Source organism: Cupriavidus sp. 21MJTG02-4 (genome assembly GCF_057798975.1).
This window is the reverse complement of sequence record NZ_JBYOJP010000003.1, coordinates 308,222-331,752: the sequence shown is the minus strand read 5'-3', so window position 1 is coordinate 331,752 and position 23,531 is coordinate 308,222. Positions and strand designations below refer to the sequence as shown.

21 protein-coding genes are annotated in these 23,531 nt (G+C 66.3%); 11 read left to right on the top strand and 10 right to left on the bottom strand.

The genetic code is table 11. From position 1 onward, the window contains the following. Positions 1–20 precede the first annotated feature (20 nt). On the bottom strand, positions 21–278 hold the full coding sequence (locus AC3FKH_RS07870; RefSeq protein WP_488674390.1) for a hypothetical protein: 258 nt from the start codon (positions 276–278) through the stop codon (positions 21–23). Positions 279–478: 200 nt separating this feature from the next. Here AC3FKH_RS07870 and AC3FKH_RS07865 point away from each other — a divergent pair, with 200 nt between their 5' ends. Together AC3FKH_RS07865 and AC3FKH_RS07860 are read left to right on the top strand one after the other, a co-directional pair. Next, the gene (locus AC3FKH_RS07865; RefSeq protein ID WP_488674388.1) at positions 479–1,735 is read left to right on the top strand and encodes a serine hydrolase domain-containing protein; all 1,257 of its coding nucleotides are present in this window, start codon (positions 479–481) and stop codon (positions 1,733–1,735) included. A 98-nt stretch (positions 1,736–1,833) separates the two neighbouring features. Beyond that, complete coding sequence (locus AC3FKH_RS07860) at positions 1,834–2,085, top strand: hypothetical protein (protein ID WP_488674387.1); 252 nt, start codon at positions 1,834–1,836, stop codon at positions 2,083–2,085. 292 nt (positions 2,086–2,377) lie between these two features. Here AC3FKH_RS07860 and AC3FKH_RS07855 read toward each other — a convergent pair whose 3' ends face one another. From AC3FKH_RS07855 to AC3FKH_RS07845, 3 genes are all read right to left on the bottom strand, one after another. Then, complete coding sequence (locus AC3FKH_RS07855) at positions 2,378–3,733, bottom strand: MFS transporter (RefSeq protein WP_488674386.1); 1,356 nt, start codon at positions 3,731–3,733, stop codon at positions 2,378–2,380. A gap of 62 nt (positions 3,734–3,795) precedes the next feature. Further along, positions 3,796–4,557: an SDR family NAD(P)-dependent oxidoreductase gene (locus AC3FKH_RS07850; RefSeq protein WP_488674384.1), complete on the bottom strand. Its 762-nt coding sequence runs from the start codon at positions 4,555–4,557 to the stop codon at positions 3,796–3,798. A 73-nt stretch (positions 4,558–4,630) separates the two neighbouring features. Beyond that, complete coding sequence (locus AC3FKH_RS07845) at positions 4,631–6,400, bottom strand: FAD-dependent oxidoreductase (RefSeq protein WP_488674382.1); 1,770 nt, start codon at positions 6,398–6,400, stop codon at positions 4,631–4,633. 168 nt (positions 6,401–6,568) lie between these two features. Between AC3FKH_RS07845 and AC3FKH_RS07840 the strand changes: the two genes are divergently transcribed. The 3 genes from AC3FKH_RS07840 to AC3FKH_RS07830 all read left to right on the top strand — a co-directional run bounded on the left by AC3FKH_RS07840 (position 6,569) and on the right by AC3FKH_RS07830 (position 8,445). Continuing rightward, positions 6,569–7,366 (top strand): IclR family transcriptional regulator, encoded by a 798-nt coding sequence (locus tag AC3FKH_RS07840; protein WP_488674380.1) that lies wholly within the window; start codon positions 6,569–6,571, stop codon positions 7,364–7,366. Positions 7,367–7,522: 156 nt separating this feature from the next. After that, positions 7,523–7,978: an Xre family toxin-antitoxin system antitoxin gene (locus tag AC3FKH_RS07835; protein WP_488674378.1), complete on the top strand. Its 456-nt coding sequence runs from the start codon at positions 7,523–7,525 to the stop codon at positions 7,976–7,978. Next, the gene (locus AC3FKH_RS07830) at positions 7,975–8,445 is read left to right on the top strand and encodes an RES family NAD+ phosphorylase (protein WP_488674869.1); all 471 of its coding nucleotides are present in this window, start codon (positions 7,975–7,977) and stop codon (positions 8,443–8,445) included. The genes AC3FKH_RS07835 and AC3FKH_RS07830 overlap by 4 nt, the downstream gene beginning before the upstream one ends. Positions 8,446–8,482: 37 nt before the next feature. On the opposite strand, the gene AC3FKH_RS07825 is transcribed toward AC3FKH_RS07830, so the two are convergent. Together AC3FKH_RS07825 and AC3FKH_RS07820 are read right to left on the bottom strand one after the other, a co-directional pair. Then, complete coding sequence (locus tag AC3FKH_RS07825; protein WP_488674376.1) at positions 8,483–9,808, bottom strand: MFS transporter; 1,326 nt, start codon at positions 9,806–9,808, stop codon at positions 8,483–8,485. Between the two features lie 65 nt (positions 9,809–9,873). Next, positions 9,874–10,935, bottom strand: coding sequence for a lactonase family protein (locus AC3FKH_RS07820; RefSeq protein ID WP_488674374.1), 1,062 nt, complete (start codon positions 10,933–10,935; stop codon positions 9,874–9,876). A 264-nt stretch (positions 10,936–11,199) separates the two neighbouring features. Here AC3FKH_RS07820 and acnA point away from each other — a divergent pair, with 264 nt between their 5' ends. From acnA to AC3FKH_RS07800, 4 genes are all read left to right on the top strand, one after another. Next, positions 11,200–13,851 carry an aconitate hydratase AcnA gene (gene acnA / locus AC3FKH_RS07815; protein ID WP_488674372.1) on the top strand — a complete coding sequence of 884 codons (2,652 nt, stop codon included), beginning with the start codon at positions 11,200–11,202 and terminating at the stop codon, positions 13,849–13,851. 29 nt (positions 13,852–13,880) lie between these two features. Continuing rightward, the gene (locus AC3FKH_RS07810; protein WP_488674370.1) at positions 13,881–14,777 is read left to right on the top strand and encodes a GntR family transcriptional regulator; all 897 of its coding nucleotides are present in this window, start codon (positions 13,881–13,883) and stop codon (positions 14,775–14,777) included. A gap of 25 nt (positions 14,778–14,802) precedes the next feature. Further along, positions 14,803–15,546: an ABC transporter substrate-binding protein gene (locus tag AC3FKH_RS07805; protein ID WP_488674368.1), complete on the top strand. Its 744-nt coding sequence runs from the start codon at positions 14,803–14,805 to the stop codon at positions 15,544–15,546. Positions 15,547–15,657: 111 nt separating this feature from the next. Then, the gene (locus AC3FKH_RS07800) at positions 15,658–16,944 is read left to right on the top strand and encodes a DUF3422 family protein (protein ID WP_488674366.1); all 1,287 of its coding nucleotides are present in this window, start codon (positions 15,658–15,660) and stop codon (positions 16,942–16,944) included. A 23-nt stretch (positions 16,945–16,967) separates the two neighbouring features. On the opposite strand, the gene AC3FKH_RS07795 is transcribed toward AC3FKH_RS07800, so the two are convergent. After that, positions 16,968–17,924: a Bug family tripartite tricarboxylate transporter substrate binding protein gene (locus AC3FKH_RS07795; protein WP_488674365.1), complete on the bottom strand. Its 957-nt coding sequence runs from the start codon at positions 17,922–17,924 to the stop codon at positions 16,968–16,970. A 63-nt stretch (positions 17,925–17,987) separates the two neighbouring features. After that, entirely contained in the window at positions 17,988–19,136 is a 1,149-nt protein-coding gene (locus AC3FKH_RS07790) for an L-talarate/galactarate dehydratase (protein WP_488674363.1), read from the bottom strand. A gap of 240 nt (positions 19,137–19,376) precedes the next feature. On the opposite strand from AC3FKH_RS07790, the gene AC3FKH_RS07785 reads away from it, so the two are divergent. Next, positions 19,377–20,372: a LacI family DNA-binding transcriptional regulator gene (locus AC3FKH_RS07785; protein ID WP_488674362.1), complete on the top strand. Its 996-nt coding sequence runs from the start codon at positions 19,377–19,379 to the stop codon at positions 20,370–20,372. A 19-nt stretch (positions 20,373–20,391) separates the two neighbouring features. On the opposite strand, the gene AC3FKH_RS07780 is transcribed toward AC3FKH_RS07785, so the two are convergent. Together AC3FKH_RS07780 and AC3FKH_RS07775 are read right to left on the bottom strand one after the other, a co-directional pair. Then, positions 20,392–21,435 carry a Bug family tripartite tricarboxylate transporter substrate binding protein gene (locus AC3FKH_RS07780; protein WP_488674360.1) on the bottom strand — a complete coding sequence of 348 codons (1,044 nt, stop codon included), beginning with the start codon at positions 21,433–21,435 and terminating at the stop codon, positions 20,392–20,394. Between the two features lie 70 nt (positions 21,436–21,505). After that, positions 21,506–22,444: a 2-hydroxyacid dehydrogenase gene (locus tag AC3FKH_RS07775; protein ID WP_488674358.1), complete on the bottom strand. Its 939-nt coding sequence runs from the start codon at positions 22,442–22,444 to the stop codon at positions 21,506–21,508. A gap of 106 nt (positions 22,445–22,550) precedes the next feature. On the opposite strand from AC3FKH_RS07775, the gene AC3FKH_RS07770 reads away from it, so the two are divergent. After that, complete coding sequence (locus AC3FKH_RS07770) at positions 22,551–23,480, top strand: LysR family transcriptional regulator (RefSeq protein ID WP_488674356.1); 930 nt, start codon at positions 22,551–22,553, stop codon at positions 23,478–23,480. The last annotated feature ends 51 nt before the right edge of the window (positions 23,481–23,531 follow it).

The following is a 23,531-nucleotide window of genomic DNA, read 5'->3' as shown; positions in this document are numbered from 1 at the left end:
CCGCCTGTCAGCCCGCAGCATCAGTACTTGATGTCGCGGGCCGTCTGTCGGCCGCCCTGCTTGGTCTCGCGCTTGTCGTGGCGGCAGCTTGCGTTGCTCTTCTGGTTGGCCGCGCGGCAATCCTGCTTGGTATGCCGGGAGTCCTGGCGCGTATCTTGCCGGACATCGCGTGCTTCGCGGCGTTGTTCTCCCTGCTCCGTGGCCGAGGACATTCCCGACCATGCCGTCAGCGCCATCGCAACCGCCAGCGCGGTGAATCCGGGTTTCCATGCGTGCATGATGTGATCTCCGTTTGAAAGACATCCGCGAACCAGTATCCAATGCTAGTGGATACTGTCGGCTCGTGGGGCGATCGGGCCGCTATTCCAGGCTCCTGAGGTGTACGCATGGCGCGAACGGTCGCCCGATGTCATGATGGCGGGACAAGCGCCGCCAGCGGCGGCACGCCGGCCACGGCAAAACCGGGAGACCGACAAATATGCAGAGCAGGGAAACGCAGGGGATGTGCCGCGAGCGGCTTGCACGCGTTGAACGCTTCATCGACGAATCCTATATCGCGTCCGGCAAGCTGCCCGGCGCGTTGATCCAGGTCTGGCGGCGCGGCGAACTGGCGCTGAACTCGGTGCTGGGCCTCGCCGACCGCGAGCGGCAGGTGCCGCTGGCGCGGGATTCGATCTTCCGCATCTACTCGATGACCAAGCCCGTGACGTCGGTGGCGATCATGATGCTGGTCGAGGAATGCAAGATCGCGCTGGATGATCCGGTCAGCAAATACATTGCTGCGTGGGAAAACCTCGGCGTCCATGCGGGCGGCTTCATGGAAAGCTTCCAGACGCGTGTGCCGGCACGGCCGATGCTGGTGGTCGACCTGCTGCGGCACACCTCGGGCCTGACCTACGGCTTCCAGCAGAACACCAACGTCGACGCCGCGTATCGCAAACTGAAGCTCGGCGAACTGGCCACCGACGGCACGCTGGACGAGATGATCGAGAAGCTCGCCACGCTGCCGCTCGAATTCTCGCCGGGCGAGGCGTGGAATTACTCCGTATCGACCGACGTGCTCGGCTACCTGGTCGGCAAGGTTAGCGGCATGCCGTTCGAGACCTTCCTGAAGCAGCGCATCTTCGATCCGCTCGGCATGGTCGACACGGATTTCCATGTGCCGGAAGACAAGGCATCGCGCTTCTGCGCATGCTACGCGGTCGGTGTTCTCGGTTCGAAAGTCGTGTCGAAAAAGGGACCGATGCTGCAGGACGACCCGCAGACGAGTCCTTATCTCAAGCCGCCTAGTTTTATTTCGGGCGGCGGCGGGCTGGTGTCGACGGCCGCGGACTACATGCGCTTCGCGCGCATGCTGCTGCAAGGCGGCGAACTCGACGGCGTGCGGTTGCTGTCTCCGAAGACGCTGAAGCTGATGACGGCCAACCACCTGCCCGGCGGGGTGGACCTGCCGGCCTTGTCGCGCTCGATGTTCAGCGAAGCCACCTATGACGGCGTGGGCTTCGGCCTGGGCTTTGCCACCACGGTGAGGCCCGAATCCACGCTGATTCCCGGAAGCGCCGGTGATTTCTTCTGGGGCGGCGCGGCCAGCACTTTCTTCTGGGTGGATCCGCAGGAGGAACTGATCGGTCTCTTTCTGACCCAGCTTCTGCCTTCTTCGGCCTATCCCGTGCGACGCCAACTGCGCACGCTGGTCTACAGCGCCATCACCGAAGCGGGGCCTGCGGCGCGTTGAGCGCGGGCCATCGCGGGCAGCGTCTAAAATGTCGATATGCGGCACCGGCCGGGACGGCTGGTGCCGGGGATTGACACGACAGAATCGGACACGTTGATATGAGGAAGGCAAAGACGCTGATTATCGCGATCACCCTCGCCGCGGCGGCTCCGCTCGCGCAGGCGAGCCTGTCCGGGGATGCCCATGCATTCAAGGACAACGTCAAGGCGGCCGGCAAGAAAGGCGGGCATGCCGTGCGCGATGCCACATTCGCGATCGGCCGCGGCGTGAAGTCAGGTGCGCATGCAGTCGGTGATGCGACCAAGCACGGTTTTCACGCGACCAAGCGCGCGGTGACGGGACACGACTAGGGGCTGGCTCGATGTGGCAGGCTGCTTGCCAGGCTTGAATTGCCATCCGCGTTCAGCGGCAGCGTGCCGCTGGCCCGAGCAAGGTTACCTTCGGGTGCTTGCAGGCACCTTGGCTCCCAACACCTTTTCCGCGCACCGCTCGTCACACGTTTCAGAACCCTTCCTGGGCGCAAGAATCAGAACGCGCCTGGGATCAATCACGTAGTAGGAAAAGCTGTCCGGACAGGCGCTGCCAATCAACAGCTTGTCTCCCGTCCCCGCGCGTTTCTCCGAGGGCGTGAGCCCGTCAGCCTCACTTGGCAGCACGCGTTACCGGATAAGCCTGTCGTGGCCGCGCAATCATGAAGACCGCCCATGCAGCCGCCAGGGCCGGAACGGCCAGCAAGCCGAACACCGCGCCGAAATCCCAGCCAATGCCCAACAGCGCCCCACCGGCAAAGGATCCGGCCACGCCGCCGATCCGGCCGATGCCTTGCATCCAGGCGACGCCGGTCGTGCGCGCCTCGGTCGGATAGAGGCTGGCGGCATACGTCGACATCGACGTCGCCGCGCTCGTGACCAGCGTGCCGCACGCAAACAACGACGCACCCAGGTAGGCGGGATGGTCGACGCAACGCCCGACCATGGCAACCAGTACCGCCGCCAGCACGTACGCAACCACGATGGTGCGATTCGCATCGAAGCGGTCCATCAGCCAGCCCGCCACGAGGTTGCCGAGCAGGCCGCCAAGCGGGAACACCGCAGCCAGCAGGGCGCCGTGTTCGATGCTGAAGCCGGCCTCGCGGAACAGCGTCGGCATCCAGTTCGTCATGAGGTAATAGATCACCAGCCCCATGAAGCACGACAGCCAAAGCAGCAGCGTGCGCCGCCGATACGGTTGCGACAGGATGAGCGCAAGTGCCGAGCCTTTGTTCCCGGCTGCTTCCTGGCTCATCCGCGCGACGAACGTACAGGCGTCCAGACGCTGGCCCGGGGCGATCCGCTGGAGGATGCGGGCGATCTTGTCGCGCGTGCCGGGGCGCACTGCGAGGAACTGCGCCGACTCCGGCAGCAGCGCGAACAGCAGGACCGCCAGCACCAGCGGTCCGATGCCGCCGGCCGTCAGCACGCTGCGCCAGCCGAGATGCGGAATCAGCCAGGCGGAAGCTGCACCACCCGACACCAGGCCAAACGAAAAGCCGCAGTACATGGCGTTGACCGTGAACGCGCGTAAACGCTTCGGCGCGTACTCGGACATCATCGTGATGGTCGTTGGCATCGCCGCACCCAGGCCCAGTCCCGTCAGGAAGCGAAGAACCGTCAGCATGGCGAGCGATTGCGCATGGGCCGCGGCGAGCGTCCAGGCGCCGAACGCGGCGACCGCCGCTACCAGCACCGTCTTGCGGCCAATGCGGTCCGCAACAGGCCCGGCGAAAATCGCGCCGAGACTCAGGCCCGCGAGCGCCGCGCTCATGACGGCGCCGAGTTCGCTGCGTGGAATCCCCCACTCCTGGGCCAGCGATGGCGCAATGAAGCCGATGGCCGCGGTGTCGTATCCATCCGCCGCGACGATCAGGAAGCAGAAAATAAGCACGAGCCATTGGCAGGGCGAAAAGCGTTCGGCGTCGATGAACGCCTGCACGTCGATGGTGCGGGATGCCTGTTTCATCGGTTGTCTCCTGGATGGCGGGCAAGCGCTGTGCGGCTTGCCTCTGTTTTCGGTTTCAGTAATCAGGCGGCGAGATAGCCGCCATCCACAGGCAGCGTCACGCCCGTGACGTAGGTGGACATCGACGAGGCCAGGAACAGCACCGCCCCCACCAGTTCTTCGGGTTTGCCGACGCGGTTCATGGGAATGCGGGCCATGAAGCGTTCGAGCTTTGCCGGATCGGATCGCGTCGTGACGGTCATCGGCGTTTCGATGACGCCCGGCGCAATCGCATTGACGCGCACGCCATCCTTCGCCAGGTCGGCTGCCAGCGATTGCGTGAGCATCTTCACCGCGCCTTTCGACGGCGAGTAGCCGAGCGTGTTCGCCTGCCCCGAAAACGATGCGATGGACGCGACATTGACGATCGCGCCCCGCGTCTGGCGCAGCGACGGCAGCCACGCGTGGCAGACATTGAAGGTGCCTTCGTGGTTGACCCGCATGACGCGCTGCAGGTTGGCCAGTGCATTGGCGCTGTCGATGCCATCGCGGATCAGGATGCCGGCGTTGTTCACGAGCACGTCGATCGGGCCGACCGTGGCCGTGATGGTCTCGGCAACGGCGCTGCATTGGGCGGCGTCGGTCACGTCCAGCGCACAGGCGTGGGCACGGTGTCCGCGTGCCTCGATCATCGCCGCTGTGTCGCGTGCGTTGGCTTCGTCCATGTCGGTGACGATGACGCATGCGCCGGCTTCGGCAAGGCCCAGGGCAATGGCCCGGCCGTTACCCTGGCCCGCGCCGGTGACGAAAGCGATCTTCCCGGCAAGGAGTGAGGGAATGTTCATGATGGATGTGGAAACAGGATCGGATTGACCGCGACCACCGGCGGCAGTCGCGGGACGGCAATGCGCGTGGCGATCAGTGCATCGCTACGGCTTCGCCGGCGGGTTTGCGCGCTGGCGCGGCGGCCGGCTGGCGTGGCGACGCCTCGATGTGGTCGGCGATGTGGTTGCCCACGATGTAGCCGAAGGTCAGGCCGGGGCCGAGCGTGATGCCCGCGCCGTTGTACTCGCCGCCCATGATGCTCGCGGCATCGTTTCCGGCGGCGTACAGCCCGGCAATCGCGCAGCCGTCCGCGCTCACGACCTGCGCGTGCTCGTTGGTGCGGATGCCCATGAAGGAACCGAGATCGCCCGGGACGAGCTTGAGCGCGTAGAACGGTCCGGTGGCCAGTGGCGCGACACACGGGTTGGGCGCGTGCAAGGCGTCGCCCTGATAGCGGTTGTATGCCTTGCTGCCGCGGCCGAACTCGGGGTCGCGCCCATACTGTGCGTGGTCGTTGTACTGGCGGATGGTGGTGGCGAGCGTGGCCGGATCGACGCCGATCTGCTGCGCCAGCTCCGCGATGGTCCTGCCGCGCCGCAGGTAGCCATTGCGCAGGTGCGGGCCGAGCGGCAGCGGGAACGGCTTCACATAGCCCAGCCCGTAGCGGCGGATGGCCGCATGATCGGCAATCAGCCAGCACGCGGTCTCGCGCTTGCCGCGTGACGCGGCGATCATGGCCTGCACCAGATCGTGGTACGAGTTCGACTCGTTGGCGAAGCGCCGGCCGTCCAGGCTGACGGCAATCACGCCCGGTTTCGCGCGGTCGATGAAGTGGGGCATGATGCCGGTCGTGCCGTCCTTGCGCGGCACCAGCGACATGGGCGTCCAGGCCGCGGCATTCGACAGGCTTTTGTCGAACAGGCCGCCGACCTCCTCGGCCATGCGCGCGCCATCGCCCACGTTGGTCTGCGGCGTGGGCGAGAAGTGGCCATGGCCGGCCTTCACGTGCGGGTAAGTCTCCTTGAGGCGTTCGTTGTTGTGCGGGAATCCGCCGCTGGCAAGCACCACGCCGTGGCGTGCCTTCACGCTGACGCGCAGACCATTGCGCTCGATCACGGCGCCCGTGACGCGCTCGCCGTCATACAGCAGCCGCGAGGCCGGCGAAGACAGCCAGACGGGGATCGACAGGTCCGAGGCTGACTTCGCCAGCCGCGCGGCCAGCGCATTGCCGTTGGTCAGCGTCATGCCGCGCCCGTACTTCATCACCTCCATGAAATGCCGCGTCAGCCGTTTGGCGACATACCAGGCCGACGCCAGCGAGCGCGTGACCCGCATGAAGTGGACGATCTCCTTGCCCGAGCCGATCGTGACGCCGAACACCGTCAGTTCCGGCAGCACCGGGCCGAGCGTCTTGAGCAGCGGGCCCAGTTCGCGCGCGTCATAGGGCCGCGTGACCATCGAGCGACCACCCTGCGCGGCGCCGGGCGCTTCGGAGTGATAGTCGGGAAATGTGAGCGGCATGTCGAACTGGACGGCGGTCTTCGACATGAAGAACTCGACGGCCTTCGGGCCATTGGCCAGGAAGGCGCGCACGCGTGCCTCGTCAAAGCCCGCGCCGGCCTGGTTGCGGATATAGGTCAACGCCTGGTCCGGCAGTTCGTGATGGCCATAGGCCGTCGCCAGGTGCGTGTTCGGAATCCAGAGCCAGCCACCCGAGCGTGCGGTGGTGCCGCCGTAGTAGCTGGCCTTTTCGACCACGACCACCTTCAGTCCGCGACTGGCGGCCGTGATGGCCGCCGACATGCCGGCAACGCCTGATCCGATCACCAGTACGTCGCAGGTTTCCTCTTGCTGTGTAGACATCGACTTCTCCGTTCAAGTGCGGGCGGGACCGGCGTCTGGCGGCCACGCCATGTTTGCTAGATTAGTACTAGCGCGCTTGAAAATATCTACACGTTAACCCGACGCTTATGCGCTAGATAATATCTAGTGCTATACTGGCCTCACCATTTCATTCCTGGCAGGACACACGTGGATCACACCGAACCGGCGCCCGAGCGCGAGCGCCGCGGCATACAGTCGATTGAAGTCGGGGGGGAAATCCTCAAGGTGCTGGCGGCCGAGGCGCGGCCGATGGCGCTGCGCGATCTCGTCAAGGCGGCCAGCATGCCGTCCGGCAAGATCCACCCGTACCTGGTCAGCTTCGGGAAGATCGGGCTGGTCGCGCAGGACCCGGTCACCGGCCACTACTTGCTGGGCCCGATGGCGATCCAGCTCGGGCTGACCAGCCTGCAGACGCTGAACCCGATCCGCGAGGCCACGCCGTTCGCGGAAGCGTTGTCCGAGCAGACGTCGCATGCGGTGGCGCTGGCCGTGTGGGGCAATCTCGGTCCAGTGATCGTGCGGTTGATCGAGGCGTCCTATCCGATCCACACGAATATCCGGACCGGGACGGTCATGTCGCTGGCCAATACGGCGACAGGACGCGTCTTCTCGGCGTTCCTGCCGCGCAAGGTCACCGAGCAGCTGTTGCTGGACGACCGCGTCAGGTTGGGTCCGGACATCGCGCATCCGCTCGACGCGGCTCTGGTCGAGGAAATGATCGCGGAAGCGCGGACACGCCACATGTCTCGCAGCCTCAATCACCCGACTCCGGGAATCGTCGCGTTTTCGGCGCCCGTCTTTGACTATTCGGCAAACATTGCGCTGACGGTCACCATCATGGGACCGACCGGCACGGTCGATACCGACTGGGACGGTCCCGTCGCGCAGGCGTTGCGCCGTTGCGTGGAGGCCATCTCGAAGCGGCTGGGGCACCGCGGCGCGTAGGCCGCCCTTACATGCAAATGTCAGGAGTTGCCATGGCTTCCGCAACCATGACATCGAAAGGGCGGGTCACGATCCCGCGGGATGGTCCTGCATAAGAGGAGAGGTTGCGGTCGCGGCAAAATGCCACTAACCTTTGGGCATATTGCCGGAGCCGCTATGCAAACCATCGTTTTTCGGCCAACGGGCATGCAACTGCCCTATGCGCTTTATCTGGAACACTTAAGCGCCTTTTTAGACACTAAGGTGCGCACTGATGCTGACCTGGCGGCGCTTGCTAATGACCGCCTGCCTGTCGACATACTTGACCGCCTGCTTGACACCGGATTCGACTGGGACGAGGTTGCGTTCATCATTCCTCGGCGAACCTTGAGCCATCGCCGTGAAAAAGGGCAGCCGTTGACCGTGGAAGAGTCGGACAAGGCGATTCGTCTTGCTCGAATCCTTGCCCAGGCCACTAGCGCATTTGGTGAAGTCGAGCGAGCGCTCAGTTGGTTGCGAGCGAAACAACAGCGACTTGGCGGGGTAGCGCCGCTGTCCATGGTCGGAACAGAGCAGGGCGCTCATCTTGTTGAAGAGCAACTGATTCAGATCGACGAAGGGTACTTCGCCTGATGGTCCTTTGGCGAATCAGCAACTATGGGGATCTCAAGGGGATCGGTGGCTTGCGGGCTGGCGGTCGATGGCATTTTCCGGGGCAGCCCGTTGTGTACCTGGCCGAGCATCCGGCATTGGCTCTCCTGGAAGTGCTGGTCCACCACGAAGTCTCGAGGATAGAGGATCTTCCGAAGTACTATCAGCTCCTCAAGGTGGAGATGGATGACTCGATCACCGTGGCAGATTTGTCGGAGTTGCCAGACGATTGGAAGACGAGCGCCAGCTGGTCGAAAAATGCTGGGACGGAGTGGCTTTCGGTTCGATCCACTCTGCTCTTGAAGGTGCCAAGTGTCCTGGTCCCTTACGCTTCGAACTATCTCTTCAACCCCGCTCACCCGGATGCGGCCAAGGCTCGGATCGTTGATGCAACGCGAGTCGATCACGATCCGCGGATTCTTTCATTGCTGTCCGAACCACGAGCCTGACTGCCACCGCGGTGCGTAGCGGCCGCGGCGTGGCCGCTCAGGACGCCTGACCCGGTGCCGTGGCGACTTCCTGCACCGGCCGCCCTTCGGCGATGCGGATAAAGACCGTCATCAGAAACGAGACCACCAGCAGCCCGGCAAGGAAGATCAGGCCCGTCGTGGCCGAGTGGCTCTGCCCCTTGATGTAGCCGATCGCGAACGGCCCGACGAAACCGCCGAGGTTGCCGATCGAGTTAATCACGGCGATCGAGACCGCAGCCGTCGAGCGCGTCAGGAACAGCGTGGGCAGCGCCCAGAACGGCGACTTGAACGCATAGAGGCCGGCCAGGCTCACGCTGACCAGCGTGATGGCAACGAAAGGATCGGACAGCAGCCCCGCACCGAGCAGCGCCACCGCGGCGACGCCAAGCGGGATGGCCGAGTGCAGGCGCCGCTCGTTGCGGCGGTCCGAACTGCGCGACCACAGGATCATCACAATCGTCGCGAACAGGTAGGGCACCATGGCGATCAGCCCGACCTGCGTATGCGTCAGGTCCGCCGAGAAGCCCTTGATGATCTGCGGCATCCAGTACCCCACGCCCAGGCTGCCGCACTGGTACACGAAGTAGATGAAAGACAGGTACAGCACCTTCGGGTTGCGCATGACCTTGAGCGCGCCGAGGTGCTCGGCATTCGGCCGGGCCTGGCGGTCGCGCTCGAGCTGGTCGGTCAGCCACGTTTTCTCGGCCTGCGTCAGCCACTTCGCGTCCTTGGGGCGATCGGTCAGGCAGAAGTAGCAGAGTACGCCGCCGATGATTGCCGGTGCCCCTTCCAGCAGCAGCATCCAGCGCCAGCCGCTCCATTGCAGCCAGTGCACGTTGTCCATGATCCACGTGCTCAGCGGCGCGCCGACGATGTAGGAGACCGGGATCGCGGCCGTGAACAGGGCCACCGTGGTCGCGAGTTCCTTCGCGCGGAACCAGTACGTCAGGTAGACGATGATGCCGGGAAAGAAGCCCGCTTCGGCCACGCCAAGCAGGAAGCGCAGCACGTAGAGCTGGTTCGCGCTCTGCACGAACGCGCTGGCCACGGCAACCGCGCCCCACGTCAGCAGGATGCGCGCGATCCAGCGGCGCGCGCCGAACTTGTTCAGCATCACGTTGCTGGGCACCTCGAACAGGAAGTAGCCGATAAAGAAGATGCCGGACACGAAGCCGAACGCTTCGCTGGAGAGCGCCAGGTCCTTGTTCATCTGCAGCGCCGCGTAGCCGATGTTGGCGCGGTCCAGGTACGAGATGATGTACAGGATGAAGACGAACGGAATGATGCGCCAGGTGATCTTCCTGACGATGGCCATTTCGTTCTGCGTGGTGGAGTCTTGCATGGCGTGAGGACCGGCGCGGGTGCTGCCCGGTGCGTGAGGCGTGGCGGGGAGGGGGCGAGGCGATGTCATGCCAGTCGTCGCGAGAACACCATGCAGACCGGGCTGCCCGATTGCACGCTGAAGCCGGTCGGGTGCAGGCGGCCCGATGCATGGTCGATGCGCATGGCGACGATCGAATCGCTGTCTTCGTTCAGCACGTACAGGAAGCGGCCGTCCGGCGATGCGGTGAAGAAGCGCGGCGTGCGGCCCTGCGACGGATCGGCGCCAACGAAGCGCAGGTGGCCGCTGCGCGGATCCACCTGGAAGATCGCCACGCTGTCGTGCCCGCGGTTCGACGCATAGACGTAGCGCCCGCTGGCATCGACCTCGATCTCCGATGCGCGGCTGTTGCCGGTAAACGTGTCGGGCAGGCTCGACAGGATCTGCAGGGGCGTCAGCGCGCCGGAGGTTGCGTCATACGCGTAGGCCGTGACGGTCGAGTCGAGTTCGTTGACGACATAGGCAAAGCGGCCGCCCGGATGGAAGGCGATATGGCGCGGCCCCGCGCCTTCGCGCGCGCCGACGAAGGCGGGTGCCGCCGGGGACAGCTTGCCGTCGGCGAAGCGGAAGGTGAAGGTCCGGTCCAGGCCCTTGTCCGGAACGATCACGAACCGGCCGCTCGGGTCGAACGGGTTGAAGTGGGGCTTGGCCTGCTTTTGCTCGACGCGATGCGGGCCGATGGGGCCATCGAGCTTCACCAGCTGCGTCAGTTCGCCGAGCGAGCCGTCCGCATTCAGCGGCAGTACCGCAAGACTGGCGCCGATGTGGTTCGAGACCACGACATGGCGCCCGCTCGGGTCGATTGCCAGGTGGACCGGGTTCTTGCCCTGCGTGCTCTGCCGGTTGATGAATTCGAGCTTGCCGCTGGCCTTGTCGACGGCGAAGGCACTGATGTCGCTAACGTCGCCATGGACCGTGTAGAGCCGGTCGCCGTCGCGGTTCAGGGCCAGGAACGACGGGTTGACCAGGCCGCTGACCAGTTGGGTCATCTGCAGCGCGCCGGTCGCGGTATCGACGCGGTAGACGCTGATACCGTCGCCGCGGGCATTGCGTTCGCGCGTCGTTCGCGAGCCTACGTATGCGTACATCACTGTTCCTTCGGGGCGTGTGGTTTCTTTCTTTGAAGTTGTGCGGCTACCCGGCTGAGCCTCCTGTGCCTCGGTGGCGCCCATGCCGACCAGGGCGAGCGCCGCCGCGGAGGTGCCGCCCTGGAGCAATCGGCGGCGTGTGGGGTCGGACGGCGGCAGCACGTCGCGGGAAGCGGTGGGTTTCAAGGGATCGTCTCCGGTTTTCCGTGGGGTTCGGGTTTGCACTTGATTGCATTTTTACGTAAACATGTGCAAAGTACAGTCATGGAAAACACCTACCGCTCCCCCATTCACCCCGTCGAGGGTCAGTTCAGCGCTGGCGACGCCACATACCGGTTCGTGGACCTGCCCGCCATGCTTGGCGGTACGCTGCGACGGCTGCCGGTCGTCCTGCGCCTGCTTATGGAGAATGTGATCCGCAACATGGAGGGCGAGGAGCGCGACGCAGCCATCGCCGCCATCGTCGGCTGGCTGGACCACGGCACGAGCGAAGATGAGATCGCGTTCCAGCCTGGCCGCGTACTGATGCACGACACCACCAGCACGCCGGCGCTGGTCGACATCGCCGCCATGCGCGATGCGCTGGCGGAAGCCGGCGCCGATCCCGATGCGCTCAATCCGGTCCTGCCGGTCGACTCCTCGGTGGACCACTCGCTCGCGGTGGAGTACTTCGCCCGCCCGGACGCGGCCAGCCTGAACCTCGATGTGGAGAGCCGGCGCAATGCCGAGCGCTACAGCTTCCTGCGCTGGGCGTCGAAGGCGCTGCGCGGCGTGCGCATCCATCCGCCGGGCACGGGGATCATGCATACGATCAACCTGGAGCAGCTGGCGACGGTCGTGACGACCGTGCAGCGCGACGGTGAAGCGTGGGCCGTGCCCGACACGCTGATCGGCACCGACAGCCACACGCCGATGATCAACGGCATCGGCGTGCTGGGCTGGGGGGTCGGCGGGCTGGAGGCGCAGACCGTGATGTTCGGCATGCCGGTGATGCAGCGCATTCCCGATGTGATCGGTGTCAGGCTGACGGGCGCGCTGCCGGCCGGCACGCTGGCGACCGACCTGGCCCTGAACGTCACACAGCAACTGCGTGGCATCGGCGTGTCGGGCGAGTTCGTCGAATTCTTCGGGCCGGGGGTATCCACGCTGTCGGCGGGCGACCGCTCGGTCGTAGCGAATATGGCGCCCGAGTATGGCGCGACCACCGGCTTCTTCCCGATCGACGGCCACACGCTGGACTACCTGCGCACCACCGGTCGCGATGCTGCCTCCCTCGCACTGGTGGAGGCCTTTGCGCGCCGCGCCGGGTTATGGTTCGAGCCCGGTGCCGAGCCGCGCTACACGCGGGTGCTCCATATCGACCTGGATCGCATCGGCATGCACGTAGCGGGTCCGCGCCGCCCGCAGGACTTGCTTCCCTATACGGATACTGCCGGCGCGCTTGCCGCCATTCCGTTCGAGCGGAAGATGCAGCGCGATGGCATGCCCCGCCGTCCGGTTGCGATTGCCGCCATTACCAGCTGCACCAATACGTCGGATCCGGCCTTGCTCGTTGCGGCGGGCCTGGTCGCTCGGAAGGCGCGGGCGCTGGGGTTGCGCGTGCCGTCGTGGATCAAGACTTCGCTTGCCCCGGGATCGCCTGCGGCGGCACGGTATCTGGATCGCGCGGGCCTGATCGGGGATCTCTGCGCCGTGGGCTTCGATATCGTCGGCTTCGGCTGCACGACCTGCATCGGCAATCCGGGGCCGCTGACAGAGCCGATCCGGCAAGTGATTGCCGAAGCCTCGGCACAGCCGGTCGCGATCCTGTCGGGCAACCGCAATTTCCCCGGCCGCGTGCATCCGGACCTTAGCCTGGGCTTCATCATGTCGCCGCCGCTGGTGGTGGCGTTTGCGCTGGCCGGCGATGCCGAGCGCAATCTCGGCACCGAGCCGGTCCAGGTTGCGGCCGATGGCACGCCGGTCCACCTGCGCGACCTGTGGCCGTCGCGCGAGGAGATCGCGGCGCTGGTGGCCGCCGGAGCCGAGCCTTCCGATTACCGGCAGGCCTTCGCGGTGGCATCGCGCAATCCGGCCTGGGCCGCGTTGCCGTCGCCGGCCACGCCGCGCTACCCGTGGGACGAGGCCTCGACCGCGTTGCGCCGGCCGCCGTTTGCCTCGCTCGACCAGGGCACGCAACTCGGCGACTATGCTGCGTATCCGCTGCTGGTGCTCGGCGATGACATCACCACGGACCATATCTCGCCGGCGAGCGCGATCCCCAAGGACAGTTTCGTCGCCGACTTTCTGGTGAGCCGCGGCGCCAGCCGCGACGACCTCAACGTGTTCGCTTCGCGTCGCGGCAACTGGGAAGTGATGATGCGGGCCGCGTTCTACAACAAGACGCTGGTCAACCTGCTGCAGCCCGATGTGCCGACGGCAAACACCGTGCACGTGCCCAGCGGCGACGTGCAGCCGATCTTCGAGGTCGCCCGGCGCTACCGGCAGGACGGCGACGCCGTGGTGCTGGTCGCGGGCGCCCGCTACGGCACGGGCTCATCGCGCGACTGGGCTGCCAAGGGGCAGCGCCTGCTGGGAATCCGCGCGGTGATTGCGGTAAGCTTCGAGCGCATTCACCGTTCCAACCTGATCGGCATGGGCATCCTGCCATTGCGGTGGCCAGAGGGCGTGACGCCGCAAGCGCTGGACATCCGTCCCGGCGACAAGATCCATGTCAGCGCCATGCCCGAAGCGCTCGTGCCGCGTGGCAGGGTCCCGGTGCGCATCATGCGCGCGAACGGTTCGGTGGATGCATTTGAAGCCACCGCCGCCGTGGAAACGCGGCTCGAGATCGAGCTGTTGCGGCGTGGTGGCGTGATTCCATCCATCCTGCAGAAGACGCTGGCAGGGCAGCGGAGCGGCGTGGCGACACCATGACCGCTTCCGGCCGGCACGTCGAACCACCCATGAACCACGATCGATCCATTGCGACGCGGATTGTCGAGCTGATCCAGGCAGAAGGCATGCCGGTCGGCGCCCACCTGCCGGCGCAGATGCTGGCCGACAAGCTGCGCGTGTCGCGCTCGCCCGTCAACGAGGCGCTGGCCCTGCTGCACGAGAAGGGCGTGCTCACGCGCGAGCGCAACCGCGGCTTTTTCCTGGCGCGCGAAGTCGCGGCGCCGGCCGGTGAACTGGCTACGCAGCTGGGCCTTGCCGAGCCCGACGTGGCCGCTGCCGCCTATTTCCAGATGGCTGAAGACCTGCTGCGGGGCAAGCTCGACAACGAGGTCTCCGAGCAATTGCTCAGGTCCCGCTACGGCCTGACCGCGACGCAGCTCAACACGGTGCTCAAGCGGATTGCGCAGGAGGGCTGGGCCGAGCGCAAGCCTGGCTATGGCTGGGAGTTTTCGTCGATGCTGACCACGCCGGACTCGCTGCTGCAGTCGTACCGGCTGCGCCTGGCGCTGGAGCCAGCGGCGCTTTTGGAGCCCGGCTATCGCATCGAGCGCAAGACCATCGAGCGCCTGCGCGCGGCGGAAAACCACCTGCTCGACGGCGGCATCGAGACCGACACCGCGGACCAGCTTCATGACCGTGGCGTGCGCTTCCATGAGTCGCTGGTCGAAGCGTCGGGCAATCCGTTTTTCGTCGACACGATCCGCCGCGTCAACCGCGTGCGGCGCTTGTTGTCCTACCGTTCCATGCGGCATCGCGAACGTTACGCAGAACACGCGAAGCAGCACCTGCACCTGCTGGACCTGCTCGCGCGCGAGCGCAATGAGGAGGCTTCGGCGGCGATGCGTGAACACCTCGAACATACCCTCGACGCGCTGGCGCAAATCAGCGAGATCCTCGAACCCTAGCACCGGCCGTTGCCGGCCCCATGCCATGACCGTAGACCAAGACCTGCTGACTGCTTTCGCCCCCACCGGGGTGCTGCGCGCTTCGATCAACCTCGGCAATCCGATCCTTGCCGGGCGTGCCGCCGACGGTGCCGCGTGCGGCGTATCGGTCGATCTGGCCGGGGCACTGGCGGACCGGCTGGGCGTGCCGTTGGAACTGATAGTGGTGGATGCCGCCGGCAAGTCGGTCGACGTGGTGAGCAACGAGCAAGCGGACGTGGGCTTCTTCGCGATCGACCCCAAGCGTGGCGCATCGATTGCTTTCACCGCGCCCTATGTGCTGATCGAAGGCTGCTACCTGGTGCGGGCAGATTCGCCGGTCGTGTCCAATGCCGATGTCGACCAGCCCGGCGTGCGTGTCGTGGTCGGCAAGGGCAGTGCTTATGACCTCTATCTGACCCGGGAACTGCGGCATGCGGAAATCGTTCGCGCGCCGACGTCGCCGACGGTGGTGCAGACCTTCCTTGAGCAAGGCGCGGAGGTGGCCGCGGGGGTCAGACAGCAACTGGAATCCGATGCGGCGGGAAAAAATGGCCTGCGGCTGCTCGGCGAGCGCTTCATGGTGATCCGGCAGGCGATGGGCTTGCCGAAGTCGCGTGGCGAGCGCGCGGCGGTTTTTCTCGCTGGCTTTGTCGAAGCGATGAAGGCGACCGGTGTGGTGGCCGGTGCGCTGGCCCGGCATGGGATCCAGGGGGCGACTGTGGCGCCCGCGGAAGGCAGGGAAGGATAGATTTCGGGTTTCTGGCCCGGGTCTTGCTAACGTTCGGTGCCGACGTTCGGTCATCTTCGACTGATATCCTGACGGACGCCCCTGACCGAAACCTTCCGAAAGACCGACTATATGGACCACGCCCTGCGCGCCAGCCTTGCCAACGAACTGCACGCAAGACCTTTCCTGCGCTTGTCAGGCTCCGTCGCCCTCGCTCACCTGGCGATCTATGCGGCCGACGATGCCGCCGTACATGAGCAGTTGCTGACGGCGTTGTGCGAACTCACCGGCATGCCGCCGCCGGAGGCGGGCAGTACGCACTATGCCGCGCAATGGAATGGCGAGCGCCAGCTGAAGTGGGAACGCCACACCGAATTCTCGACCTATACGTTCGTGGCCAGCCGGCATGACACCGATTACTTCTCCGGGCTGGCCACCGAACACATACCAGCGGCCTGGTTCGAGCTGATCGCGGGCAAGCGGTTCGTCGCCATCCGCATGGAGCTGGTGTCCGGCGAGAATGCCCCGGCTGCACGCCATGACTACCGGCAGTGGATCGACGGCCCGATCAAGGTCGGCAGCCGCGTGCTGGGCAACGGCGAGGTCTATTGCGACTGGACCATCAAGCCCGATGGCTTTTCGCGCTTCCTGGTCATCGACGAGGGCTTCCGCGAGGCGCAGGGCGGACGCCTGCTGCAGCGGCTGTACGAGATCGAGACCTATCGCATGATGGCCCTGCTGGCGCTGCCCGCCGCGCGCGAACTGGGCCGTTCGCTCAACGTGCTGCAGCGCTCGCTGGCCGGACTGATGCACCGCATGGACTCCGCGCCGGACGACAAGGTGGACGCCAACCTGCTGCAGGAACTCACGCACCTGGCCGTGCGCGGCGAGGCGCTGGCGGAGTCGAGCCACCGCTTCAGCGCCAGCCGCGCCTACGAACGGCTGGTGATGGCCCGCATCCAGGAACTGCGCGAGGAACGCATCGAGGGCATCCCGACCATCGCCGAATTCATGGAGCGCCGCTTCACGCCGGCAATGGACACGTGCCGCGCCAGCGCGAACCGCCTGGAGCAGTTCACGACGCGCGTCGCGCGCGCGGTCGACCTGCTGCGCACGCGCGTCAGCCTCGCACAGGAAGGCAATACCATGCGGCTGCTGGCAGGGATGGATCGCACCGCGCGCACACAGCTCCATCTGCAGCACGCGGTGGAAGGGCTGTCCGTGGCTGCGATTTCCTACTATGTGCTCTCGCTGACGGCAGTCGGCCTGCGCTCGCTGCACGCGCTGCACCTGGGCATGGACCCCGAACTGGTCGAGGGCCTGCTGATCGTGCCGGTCGTGCTGCTGGTGTTCATGGTGATCCGTCGCACCAAGCGGTCGAACGGGGCCGGACACCATGGCGCGAAAAGCGCCGGCTGAATCGCGTCCTTCCGGCGGGCGCGTCAGTCCGCCGTGATCTTGCCCACCTCGATCACCTTCTTCCAGCGTGCGAACTCGGAGGCCTGGAACGCGGTGAACTGCTCGGGCGTATTGGCGACGATCTCGAAGCCGACTTCGAGCAGCCTGGCCTTGACCGCCGGGTCATTGAGCGCCGCGACCGTGGCGCTGTGCAGCTTCGCCTTGACCTCCGGCGGCAGTCCCTTGGGCGCCGCCACGGCCTGCCACGAGTAGACCGTCACGCCCTTGATGCCGGATTCGTCCATGGTGGGCACATCGGGCAGGATCGGCGAGCGCGCGGTACTGGTGATGGCCAGCGCGCGCAGCTTGCCCGCCTTGATGTGCGGCACCGCCGTGTTGATGTTCATGAAGGTGGCGTCGACCTGCCCGCCGAGCAGGTCGTTCATCGCAGGGGCGCCGCCCTTGTACGGCACATGGATGCCGGTCGTGCCGGTTTGCTGCCAGAACAACTCTGCCGTGAGATGGTCGCTGGTGCCGTTGCCGGCGGACGCGAACGTCAGCTTGTTCGGATTGGCCTTCTCGTAGGCGACAACATCCTGGATGGTCTTGAAGCGCGAATTCGCCGGCACGGCCAGCACGTTCGGCGCCTGCACCGCCACGCTGATGTAGTCGAAGTCCTTGAGCGGATCGTAGCCCGCGTTCTTCGTCAGGTGCGGGCCGATCACGAACGGTCCGAGCGACGAGACGAACACGGTGTAGCCATCGGCCGGCGCGCGCTTGACCGTTGCGGCGCCGATCATGCCGGCCGCGCCGGGCCGGTTGTCGACCACGAAGCTGCCGCCGAACTGCGCCTGGTACTTCGCGCTGAGGATGCGCGCCACGTTGTCGGTGGAGCCGCCAGCGGGGAAGGGCACCACCAGCGTGACCGGCTTCTCCGGCCACGCGGCCTGCGCCCCTGTCATGGCGAGTGTCATCAGTGCGGATGCAATCAGCTTCTTCATGTCCTGTCTCCTTGTCTCTCTTGCTCTCTTGTGTGGGAAGCCTGCGGAATGCGGTGGGCGATGTCAGGCCTGCTCGCCAAATACAGCCTGCTCGCGCGTCCAGGCGCGCGCCTGTTCGCTGATGGTGATGCCCAGGCCCGGCCGGGTCGGCACGATGATGCGCCCGTCGCGGATGTCCAGTCGTTCGTTGAACAACGGTTCGAGCCAGTCGAAGTGCTCGACCCACGGTTCGCGCGGGTAAGCCGCGGCAAGGTGCACGTGCAGCTCCATCGCGAAATGCGGCGCGATCATCAGGCCCGCATGCTCGGCCAGCGCGCAGACCTTCAGGAACGGCGTGATGCCGCCGACGCGCGGGGCATCGGGCATCAGGTAGTCGGCGGCGCGGTGGCGGATCAGGTCCCAGTGCTCGGCCGCGCTGGTCAGCATTTCACCGGTCGCGATCGGCGTGTCGAATTGCGTGGCGAGCGCGGCATGGCCTTCGTGGTCGTAGGCGTCCAGCGGCTCCTCGATCCAGACCAGCTTGAAGGACTCGAACGTGCGGCACATGCGCTGCGCGGTCGGACGGTCCCATTGCTGGTTGGCATCGACCATGATCGGCACCGCATCGCCCAGACGCTCTCGCACCGCCGCCACGCGCTGGATATCGAGCGCGCCATTGGGCTGGCCGACCTTCAGCTTGATCCCGCCGATGCCGCGCTCGACCGATGCCGCCGCATTGACCAGCAACTGGTCCAGCGGGGTGTGCAGGAAACCGCCCGACGTGTTGTAGCAGCGCACGGCGTCGCGATGGGCGCCCAGCAGCTTGGCCAGCGACAAGCCCGCACGCCTGGCCTTCAGGTCCCACAGCGCGACATCGAACGCGCCGATGGCCTGCGTCGACAGGCCGCTGCGGCCGACCGAGGCGCCTGCCCAGCAGAGCTTGTCCCACAGCCGCGCGATATCGCTCGGGTCTTCGCCAATCAGCGCCGGGGCGATCTCGCGGGCATGCGCGAACTGGCCGGGGCCGCCGGCGCGCTTGGCATAGCTGAAGCCGATGCCTTCGTGGCCGTCGCGCGTCCGGATCTCGGCAAAGAGGATCGCCACCTCGGTCATCGGCTTCTGGCGGCCGGTCAGGACCTTGGCATCGCTGATCGGCGTGGCCAGCGGCAGGTAGCACGAGGAAAGCTTGATCGAGGCGATGGCGTCGGCGGATGGAGCGGCAAGGTTCGTCATGGGTGCGGGCAACAAGGGAGAGAGGTCAGTTTCGATTCGCAAAATGACAACGTTATCATTTCAAGACGAAGGGACTGGTATAATCCATGCGTCATTCCTATGCGCGATTGAGCCGTCTATATCTCTGGATAGCGAAAGCGACCGTCGCGGGAGTGGATGAAATGCTAACGTTGTCATTCCCGAGCGTCAATCGCCTTAGCGCCTGGCGCCGGTAGCGATTTACCCTGATTCAGGACCCGCATGTCGAATTCCAATGGGCCGAAATCCGTGACGCTGCATGATGTGGCGCGCGAGGCCGGCGTCTCGTTGATTACCGCGTCGCGCGCGCTCGGCAACCCCGGCATGGTGTCGGAAAAGACCATCGCGCGGGTACAGAAGGCGGTCGAGACAACGGGCTATATCCCCAACCTGCTGGCGGGCGGGCTCAAGTCGAAGCGCAGCCTGATGGTGGCGGCGCTGGTGCCGAACATCGCGGTCGCGCAGTTCCTGCCCACGGTCAAGGCGCTAACGGATGCGCTAGACGCGGCCGGCTACCAGTTGATTCTCGGTCAGACGGGCTACGACCACGCGCGCGAAGCGGCGCTGCTTGGCACCATGATCAGCCGCCGCCCGGACGGCATTGCCTTGATCGGGCTGGTCCACTCGCAGGCGTCGCGCGAGCGCCTGCGGCGCGCCGGCATCCCGGTCGTCGAAATGTGGGATCTCAGCGACCGGCCGGTCGACATGGTGGTGGGGTTCTCCCACCTCAAGGTGGGCAGCGCCATCGCGGGATACTTCCTCGGCAAGGGGTGGCGCCGCCTGGGCATCGCGACCGGCGACGATCACCGCGCGTCGGTGCGGCGCGAGGGCCTGGTCTCGACGTTGGGGCATGACGTCCCGACCGTCGTTGTCCCGGCGCCGAGCAGCCTGGCGCTCGGCCGCCAGGCCCTGGCCGAGCTGCTGGAGAAGGATCCGACGATCGAGGCGATCTATTGCAGTTCCGACCAGCTGGCGCAGGGCGTCATGGTCGAGGCGCTGGCGCGCGGGCTGCGCATTCCTGAAGACCTGGCGATCTGCGGCTTTGGCGATGCCGATTTCGCGGCGCACCTGAACCCGTCGCTGACGACGGTGCAGGTCGATGGCGCCGCCATCGGGGCGCGGGCGGCGCGGTTGCTGCTGGACCGCTGCCGCGGCGAGCCAGTGGCCAAGCCGATCGTCGATGTCGGGTTTCGCATCGTCGAACGCGGCTCGACATGAGGGACGCCTGATTCAGGGATCACTCGACCTTGATCCCGAGGTCGCGGATCAGCTTCGCATAGCGCGCCGTATCGTGCGCAATCAGCGAGGCAAAGGCCTCTGGCGTGCTGGTCGCCGGGACCGCGCCCTGGTCGACCAGCATCTGTTTCACCTTCGGGTCGGCCAGTGCCGTGCGCACGTCCTGCGAGATCTTGCCGACGAGCGCGGGCGGCGTCCCCGCCGGCGCCAGCAGGCCGATCCACGACACCGCTTCATAACCGGCCAGGCCGGCTTCTGCCACGGTCGGCACGTTGGGCATGGCGGCCGCGCGCTTGTCGCCGGTCACGGCTACTGCCTTGAGCTTGCCGCCCTTGATCATGCCCATGGTTTCGTACAGCGTCGCGAACGTGTAGTTCACATGGCCGGCCATGACGTCAGACACGGCCGGACCGCCGCCCTTGTAGGCCACGTGCAGCATATCGACGCCGGCCTGGCGCGCGAACATGGCCCCGGCCAGATGCATCGAGCTGCCGCTGCCGGAACTGCTGTACGTGACCTTGCCCGGCTCGCGCTTGCCTGCCGCAATCGCCTGCGGCACGGTCGCGGCGGGGTTGCCGGGGGCGGTCACCATGATCTGCGGCAGTTCGGCCACCAGCGATACCGGCGCGAAGCTCTTGACCGTGTCATAGGACGACTTGTACAGCGACGGGTTGATCGCATGCGTGCCGACATTGCCCATCAGCAGCGTATAGCCGTCCGGCTTCGCACGGGCCACGTAGTCGCTGCCGATCTGGCCGGCGGCGCCGGGCTTGTTTTCGATGACGACCGCCTTGCCCCACATCTCGGTCAGGCGCTGCGCCAGCAGGCGTGCACCGGTGTCGGTGCCGCCGCCGGGCGGGAAGGGCACGACGATGGTCACCGGCTTCTCGGGATAGGCGCCGCCAGCCTGCGCGGACTGCGGCGCCAGAGTGACGAGCGTGGCCACGGCCAGCAGGCCTAGCGCCGGCAGGACGGCACGAACGGAATTGGCAGAAACAGACGGGATGCCCGAGAGGGCAGAGGCCGGGAATGCGCGGCTTTGCATGGTGTCTCCTGGATCTTGTCACGGCGCTCTGTGGCGCCTGTTCAATAAGGGAAAGAGGTCGGGGCGGGGCTTATGCCAGCACCGTGGTCGGCGGACGTTCGCCGGCCAGGCAGGCGCGCAGGTTGGCGAGCACGATCTCGCCCATGGCATCGCGCGTCTCCCAGGTGGCGCTGGCGCGGTGCGGCTGGATGACGACGTTGTCCATGCCGAGCAGCGCGGACGGCACGGCCGGCTCGTCGAAGAACACGTCGAGTCCGGCACCGGCAATGCGGCCCGCTTCCAGCGCGCGCACCAGCTCCGGCTCGTCGACGAGCCGTCCGCGTGCCACATTGATCAGCACGCCGTCGGGCCCCAGCGCATCGAGCACGGCGGCATCGACCACCGGCTTCGCGCCGTCGGCGGACGCCGCCAGCACCAGCGCATCGCAATGGGTGGCCAGCGAGACGATGTCCGGCAGGAACGTGTAGGGCACGTCCGGCTGCGCGCGCAGGTCGGTGTACGACAACGGGCAGCCAAACGCCGCCGCGCGCACGGCGATCGCACGCCCCACGCGGCCCAGGCCGACGATGCCGATGCGCTTGCCGCTGAAGCGCCGCGCGAGCGACAGGGACGACTTGCCCCACTGGCCGGCACGCACGTAGCGCTCGGCTTCGGTCAGCCGGCGGTACACCGAGATCAGCAGGCCGAGGGCCTGGTCGGCGACATCTGCGGTCAGCACGTCCGGCGTGGTGGTGACGTGGATGCCGCGCTCGCGGGCATACGACAGGTCGACCGCGTCGGTGCCGACGCCCGACACCGCGACGATCTTCAACGCAGGCAGCCGGCGCATCACCGATTCCTTCAGGCCGAGCGAGCCGCCGGTAACGACCGCCTCGATGCGCGGCCCGATTTCGTCAAGCAGCGCGTCGGGCGAAGACGTGCCATACAGGCGGTGGATCTCATAGGCCGCCCGGAGGGCGGCTTCAAGGCTGGGGACGACGGGCTGGGTCAGCAGGATGGCGGGTTTCACTGGCGGGCATCTCGGCAGGTTGTCGATTTGCCCGAGTATAGAAATGCGATCGTTGCATGTCTAAGCTATAGTTTGCATCGATCAATCCAACTTCTGGCATGATGCAATGATCCCGGACCTGAACCAGTTGCGCTGCTTTATTGCCGTGGGCGAGGAGCTGCATTTCGGCCGCGCGGCGACGCGGCTCTTCATGACGCAATCGCCGCTGAGCCGGCAGATCCGCATGCTGGAGGAGTCGCTCGGCGTGCGCTTGTTCGACCGCAACAGCCGCGTGGTGCGGCTGACCGCGGCGGGCACGGCATTGCTCGACGATGCGCGGCGCCTGCTGTCCCTGGCGGGGCACGCGGTGGACGTGGCGCGGCGGATCGACCGGGGCGCCAGCGGCAAGGTGCGCATCGGCTTCACCGCCGTGGCGGGCTACGACCTCGTGCCGAAGCTGATCGCCAGGGCCGGTGAAGCCTTGCCCGAGATCGAGGTGACCTTGCATGAGATGGTGTCGGTCGCGCAGATCGACGCCTTGCGCACGGGCACCATCGATCTCGGCTTCCTGCGCCTGCTCGGCGACATGGAGCCCGACCTGCAGTGCCGGCCGGCGGTCAGCGAGCCGCTGCTGCTTGCCGTGCAGGCGACGCACGCGCTGGCCGCGCGCGAGCGCATCGCGGGGGCCGATCTGGCGGGGCAGCCGTTCATCCAGTATTCCGCCACCGAGGGCAAGTACTTCCACGACCTGATCGGCTCCGTGCTGGCCGGCACCGGCCGGCCGCCGCGCGTGGTGCAGCAGATGAGCCAGACCCATAGCGTGCTCGCGCTGGTGCGCGCGGGACTGGGGGTGGCGCTGGTGCCGGCGTCGGCGCAGCACCTGCATTTTCCCGACGTGGTGTTCCGGCCGATCTGGCGCGATGACGTGCGGGCCGAGGTGCATCTGGTCTGGCGCGATGCCAACCACAATCCGGCGTGTCCGGTGTTCGCGGCATTTGCCGCGGCCTGTCTGTCGGAGTCCGAGGGCCATGGTTCGGGGCAATCCGTAGCCTCCTGAGCGGATGGCGCCGGGGCGTCGCGTCGCGGGTCCGGCGGCCCGAATTGCAGC